This is a genomic window from Clostridium tagluense (assembly GCF_003865095.1).
GTDB classification, from domain to species: domain Bacteria; phylum Bacillota; class Clostridia; order Clostridiales; family Clostridiaceae; genus Clostridium_AD; species Clostridium_AD tagluense.
This window is the reverse complement of sequence record NZ_BHYK01000071.1, coordinates 1-5,860: the sequence shown is the minus strand read 5'-3', so window position 1 is coordinate 5,860 and position 5,860 is coordinate 1. Positions and strand designations below refer to the sequence as shown.

At 28.9% G+C, this 5,860-nt stretch carries 7 protein-coding genes and 1 pseudogene; 2 read left to right on the top strand and 6 right to left on the bottom strand.

All coding sequences use genetic code 11. From position 1 onward, the window contains the following. Positions 1-224 (top strand): annotated as a pseudogene (locus tag Ctaglu_RS26110) (peptide deformylase); the annotation flags it as partial. A 51-nt stretch (positions 225-275) separates the two neighbouring features. Here the strand turns inward: Ctaglu_RS26110 and Ctaglu_RS24205 are convergent. Beyond that, on the bottom strand, positions 276-1,016 hold the full coding sequence (locus Ctaglu_RS24205; RefSeq protein ID WP_125006576.1) for an alpha/beta hydrolase: 741 nt from the start codon (positions 1,014-1,016) through the stop codon (positions 276-278). Between the two features lie 173 nt (positions 1,017-1,189). On the opposite strand from Ctaglu_RS24205, the gene Ctaglu_RS24200 reads away from it, so the two are divergent. Further along, positions 1,190-1,978, top strand: coding sequence for a TspO-related membrane protein (locus tag Ctaglu_RS24200; protein ID WP_125006574.1), 789 nt, complete (start codon positions 1,190-1,192; stop codon positions 1,976-1,978). A 126-nt stretch (positions 1,979-2,104) separates the two neighbouring features. On the opposite strand, the gene fliB is transcribed toward Ctaglu_RS24200, so the two are convergent. The 5 genes from fliB to Ctaglu_RS24175 all read right to left on the bottom strand — a co-directional run bounded on the left by fliB (position 2,105) and on the right by Ctaglu_RS24175 (position 5,310). Continuing rightward, a complete protein-coding gene (gene fliB / locus Ctaglu_RS24195) occupies positions 2,105-3,325 on the bottom strand; it encodes a flagellin lysine-N-methylase (RefSeq protein WP_125006572.1) in 1,221 nt (406 codons plus the stop codon). Positions 3,326-3,390: 65 nt separating this feature from the next. Then, on the bottom strand, positions 3,391-4,080 hold the full coding sequence (locus Ctaglu_RS24190; protein ID WP_125006570.1) for a hypothetical protein: 690 nt from the start codon (positions 4,078-4,080) through the stop codon (positions 3,391-3,393). A 314-nt stretch (positions 4,081-4,394) separates the two neighbouring features. Then, entirely contained in the window at positions 4,395-4,598 is a 204-nt protein-coding gene (locus Ctaglu_RS24185) for a CsbD family protein (protein WP_125006568.1), read from the bottom strand. A gap of 144 nt (positions 4,599-4,742) precedes the next feature. Then, positions 4,743-4,997: a helix-turn-helix domain-containing protein gene (locus tag Ctaglu_RS24180; RefSeq protein ID WP_233439947.1), complete on the bottom strand. Its 255-nt coding sequence runs from the start codon at positions 4,995-4,997 to the stop codon at positions 4,743-4,745. Positions 4,998-5,106: 109 nt separating this feature from the next. After that, a complete protein-coding gene (locus tag Ctaglu_RS24175; RefSeq protein ID WP_125006564.1) occupies positions 5,107-5,310 on the bottom strand; it encodes a CsbD family protein in 204 nt (67 codons plus the stop codon). Positions 5,311-5,860: the final 550 nt, after the last annotated feature.

Sequence of the window (5,860 nt, the reverse complement as noted above, 5' to 3'; positions counted from 1 at the left end):
CTTTCTAAATCAAAAATCAGAACTTGCTACAAAAGCAGATGCTCAGGTGATACAGGATTTGCTTGATACGCTTAAAGCAAATAAAGAAGGCTGTGTAGGGATGGCAGCTAATATGATTGGTGTCAAAAAATTCGGGATTTAAGAAGCGAAGGGGAAAATACTCAGGATGGATTGCTCAAATTATTCAACATGAAGTAGACCATTGTGATGGGATAGTCATATAGAAAAAAGGTAGATTGCTGCTAAAGGTGGAATTACAGCAATTCTTGCACTCCCTAATTTCCACTCATAAATTGAACTATAGATTTCCCTATAATATTTTGTTGCTCATCTCTTGTTATAGTTGCTGTATTGTCACCCTTTTGGAATCCATACCAACCATTTTGAGAATGATTACCTCCATTTATAGGAATCCATTTTGTACTTGTTGGCAATAATTTTTTAGATTCATCAATCTTATCTTTTCCGATGAATCCATCTTTAGTGCCGTACATTGATAAAACCTTTACTCCACTTGATGATAGATTGTTACTTTTTTGCGGATATGATGCTAAGAGTATTAAACCATTAATTTTATATTGGTTTTTGTATGCAAATTGTGCTACCATAACCCCTCCAAGGGAATGACCAGCTATATACCACTGCTTAATTTTTGGATGTTTTTCTATTACCTTTTCAGCTTTATTAGGAGAAAGTACAGCGAGATTCAAGGGCATTGGTACAATTACAACTACAAAACCAGACTCCGCTACTTTCGAGGCTAGTGGTGCATAAGCCTCAGGTGAAACTTTCCCACCTGGATATATAATTAAACCTTTGGTAATTATTTTGTTTTTAGCAGTATATTCAATCCAAGGTGAACCTTTATATTCAACCTTATCATTTGAACGCAACATACTTTTGGCTTCCGGCATAGCTCTATAATAATCCTTTGTATATATTGCAATTATTGTAACTATTATTATTGGAATAATAAACAGACAATATTTCCACTTTTTCTTGATAAAGATTTTCATATTGTAGCCCTCCTAATACATAAATTTCTATTTTATATAATATTCACTACTTTAAGGTGTGTAACAGTTATTCCTAAATCTAAAAAGTAAGAATGATATTTATATTTATGTTATACTTAAGTAAAATAAGAATAAGATTACACATAATAACAAAAGTGGAAGGAGATTTAATAATGTCACAAGAAATACACGTAAAAGTTCTAAAAATTTTCACTGTGCTCAGTTTTATTCTCATGGTTACTGTTAATGCATTAGCAAACATTTTACCCATTAATGGTATAACAACTGGTGGAGTTTCAGATTCATATCCTAATCTATTTGCACCTGCTGGAATTACCTTTGCAATATGGGGACTAATATACCTATTGCTTGCTGGATTTGTAGTTTATCAACTGGGCCTTTTTAAGGGGGCTGATACTAAAGCTATAGTTAATCTTATTTGTGGTTATTTTATTATATCTTCAATAGCCAATATGGCCTGGATATTCAGTTGGCAGTATAAAATCATTCCACTTTCTATGATTTTAATGATTGTAATACTGGTTTGCTTAATTAAAATTAACATTAAAATAAGCTCCACACAACTAACCTCAAAGGAAAAATTATTTGTAAAACTTCCTTTTAGCGTTTATTTTGGGTGGATTACTGTAGCAACAATAGCTAATGCCTGCACATTGCTTGTTAGTTTAGGTTGGAATGGTTGGAGCATATCTGAACAAATTTGGACAATAGTTATTTTATTTGTTGGGCTTATTATTGGTATGATTACAACATTAAAAAATAAAGATATCCCCTATGGCATAGTTATATTTTGGGCTTATTTAGGTATACTCATCAAACACGTTTCCTCAAGTGGGTTTGCAGGTAAGTATCCTGGAATTATAACTACGTTAATCATTTCATTAGTTGTTATTTTCATATGTATAGTATATGTTGCAAAGAAGGTAAGAAATATTGCATAACTGTTTTGACAATATAATAATTTCCAGGATTGACTTTAAAATGGGGGTGAAACGGACAATATTTGTTGCTAGCAATACTTACTCTACTTTTATGAGTGAAGCGAATTTGCTGCTTACTAGTCTTCTTTATAGAAGTTTTTTAGCAAATTCCATATTATCCAGTTTATTTTCTTTTATATAATTTAGCGAATCAACTAAATATGTTGTATGATGTTCTATGGTCTTTGAGAAAGATTGGATAAATTCAACCATACCTTCTTTGTTATCTTGCTTAGTACATAGATATTTCCCAACTAAATAAAATCTAATAAATGAATATCTTACTAAAAGCAAAATATATCCATCAAATATTGATTCTGATTCATTAAATGGGAACATATAGTTATACATAAAATTCACTAAATAATTTTCGAAAATATAGCTATTATTATTTATAAAATTCTCAGTGTAATATTCAAATGCTTTTATATGCAATTCAGAGTATTTGCTAATGGCTTCTCCTTCATCAAACTTGAATCCAATTATAAGTTGATTAGTATATTCCTTAAAAGAAGGACTTTCAACTTCTTTAGATACATTTAAGAAACCCATCATCTTTTTGAAAAAATCCATCTGCATAATATAATTTGATTTATTTTTTTCATAAGAATCATTAACTGAATTCATATTATATTGTTTAATAAATCTAGGTACATCATTATACTTATTTTTAAGTTCTTTTTCTAATGTATTTACAAAATCACCTAATATGTACAGTCTTTCACTTAAATTAAATTCTCTGTTTTGTATTATTTTAATACTCAAATCTCTAATTTCTTTAAAATATTTAAGGGGTGAGTTATTATATTCTGTAGATGTAGTTTCAATATCACTTGATAATATATGTTTTCCTAAAGGTCCTTCACTTTCAGTAAATTCAATTCCTTCTTCTTTTAATAAAAGAATTCTTGCAGCTTCGGGACATGCTACATCAAGGGATATTTCATAATACCTATCTACTTTATTTGTTATTCTAGGAAAAGATGTGCAAACACTTGAAAGATATTTCTCTCCAATTTTAGAATGAATTATACAGTAATTTTCTTCATCTAAAAAGGCACACCGTTTCCCACTTTTCAATTTTATTTTTCCATAATCTACATCAGGGCTTAGGTAATAATCATTAATATGTACATTTTTCTGTAACATGAGCTTCATTTCTTTGTCTTGAACTTTATAATACTGCCTGAAGGTGACCTCATCAATATCTATATCCCATCCAATACAACAGCTATCTGTGCATTTCCCACCTATACATTTAAATTCTTTAAGATATCTTGGATATCGCGTTTTTACATTTTCTCTCATTGTATACTTCCTTTGCATATAAATTATTTCAAGTTTAATAAAAGTGGTTTTTAATATATAATAAACTAACCTATTACGAATTTTAAGTCTGTAATAATTTTCTTAAAATCCGTATTAAGTTCATCAACATAAAGTTCGTCCTCTTTTATATCATATTCATATTTATTCATATCACTATCAAGAAATGCCCTACTAAAAACCTTATTAGAAATTTTATCAATGATTTCTTCATATCTAACATTATCAAAATGATAATCCTTTAATATAAGTAATTCGCTTTTGCTTTTTAATTCTTGACCTACTATTTCTAAATCTGTATATAGTTTATATAACTTATCTGTATCTCTAATGTTACGGGAAATTTTAGCAACATTACTTATCCATTCTTTACTAAAAAACATTCGAGAAGGAATATTCATAAATTCTTTATTCTTGCTATTAATATAAAGCCTTTTTAAATCATTTGAGCCCAAAATTAAATCATAATAAACAATTAAACTATTTTCTCTGAGTTCTGATTCTGCTTGAACATTTCTACTAATATTTAAACTAATTATAACAGCTACAAGAGTTGCTAACCCAGAAATTATACCACCCATATAACTACCTAGAAAAATTAACCAATTAGAACTAGTTATATTGGGTTTATTAAAAACGAAACTTTTCAATATAAATGGAATCGCAATACATAGAATTATACTTGCAATTATGATAACTATAATATGGCCATTTCTTCGTAAAAACTTAAAATCCACAATTTCACCTCAATTATTTACATTATAATGTTTCTTGTATGTAATTTAATTATTATATATTTTATCTATTATAAATTGAAGTCTCCTGTCAACAAAATTAAGCACTCAATGATTATTTAATTATGATAAAGAAAAGATCGAAAAATAACAGATATCCCAAAAGATTGAGATATCTATATTTATATTAGTGCTACATCAGAGATTCAAACACTGGTCACCCTGTATAAGAACCAATCAGATCTGGTAGCAGGTAGTTTTGTTGCTTTTTCCCATGTATTTTTTAAAAAATAAAACTACTAATTACTTTAGTCATCTTACTTTTTATCTAACGTATCATTGAACTTCTCTGTAAGATTCTCCTTGGTTTTATCAACTTTATCCTTTAAATCACCTTTTTGGTACTGAAGTTTCCCTTTAAGCTCCATCTCTTGACTCCCGGTGGCCCTTCCTGCAGCCTCCTTAGTTTTTCCTACAACTTTATCCTTAGAATTCTCAACTTTATTATTTAAATTTGACATTCTGCACCTCCATTTAATTTTATCTTAATTCCAAATTTATTTATTACATTCACAAACGTATAAAAGTACTAACTACAATAGCATATAAATCCATGTAATTATTTTATTTGGTAAAGAGCATTTCGGAAGTGTTTTAATGAGAATTTAATCAACTCCAATATTTCCACCTCTACCATCTTTTAATTTATCTATACATTTTGCTAGTTCATTTTTATTTATTCTCCAATGGCTTCCAATTTTAAAAGCTGGTATCTCCCCATTTTCTACTAATTTAAGAGTAGTATCTTCACTTACTTTAAAATATGCTGCAACTTCTCTTACAGTCATAATTTCATCATCTTTGATGTCTACAATTTTATCTACATTTTCCATACCTTCATCTTTATTAATTTTTTTCACCTCCCTTTCAGTAATTTTAGTAACCTTTAATAGTGTTTTTTATTTAACTTATATTTAGAAGCTGATTGTAGTTATGAATAAAATAGGACTACCAATTATTTTTATCCTTTTATTTTTTATTTAACGTATCATTGTACTTCTCTGTAATCTTCTCCTTGGTTCTATCAAGTTTTTCCTTTAAATCACCTTTTTGGTACTGAAGTTTCCCTTTAAGTTCCATCTCTTGACTACCAGTGGCCCTTCCTACAGACTCCTTAGTTTTTCCTATAACTTTATCCTTTGCATTCTCAACCTTATTATTTAAATTTAACATTTTGCACCTCCATTTTATTTTTTCCTAATTCCAAGTCTATTTATTACATTCCTACTGTTTTTTTATAAAAATATTTACCAGCCTTCATTGGTACTTTTTTACTTGCATCTGGCTCTGTCGTTTTACTATCTTCACGGGTGATCATTTAATATATACTTTTATTAACTCATAATTTCTCTATCTATTAGCTTTTCTGTAACAAAAAAGAAAACAATTATAATTAATGTATAGAATATTACACCATAACCAATTAAGTTTAATAACGACAGGTCAGGGGTCTCTGTAGCAATGAAACAAAAACGGCAATGGTAAATATAATTTATACCAATGCCGTTTAATTAATTAGTTCTTTATCAACATACACATTTACACCGACATATAGTTATATTAAAAAAATGTAGATTCTCGCTCACTGGTTTTAGTGTAAATGTTCATTGAAATTCTCTTCATCGATCCAGTATCCCTGTTGATTATAATGTTGATACAGTCCATTCTCGTAATCTCGGGTTAACAGAACTTCATCTGTGTATTCCGGTGACTGCTTTATGTC

Excerpts from the sequence above, each read along its gene's own strand:
- Ctaglu_RS24200 (WP_125006574.1), top strand. The coding sequence starts at position 1,190 with ATGTCACAAGAAATACACGTAAAAGTTCTAAAAATTTTCACTGTGCTC.
- fliB (WP_125006572.1), bottom strand. The coding sequence starts at position 3,325 with ATGAGAGAAAATGTAAAAACGCGATATCCAAGATATCTTAAAGAATTT.
- Ctaglu_RS24175 (WP_125006564.1), bottom strand. The coding sequence starts at position 5,310 with ATGTTAAATTTAAATAATAAGGTTGAGAATGCAAAGGATAAAGTTATA.
- Ctaglu_RS24205 (WP_125006576.1), bottom strand. The coding sequence starts at position 1,016 with ATGAAAATCTTTATCAAGAAAAAGTGGAAATATTGTCTGTTTATTATT.
- Ctaglu_RS24185 (WP_125006568.1), bottom strand. The coding sequence starts at position 4,598 with ATGTCAAATTTAAATAATAAAGTTGAGAATTCTAAGGATAAAGTTGTA.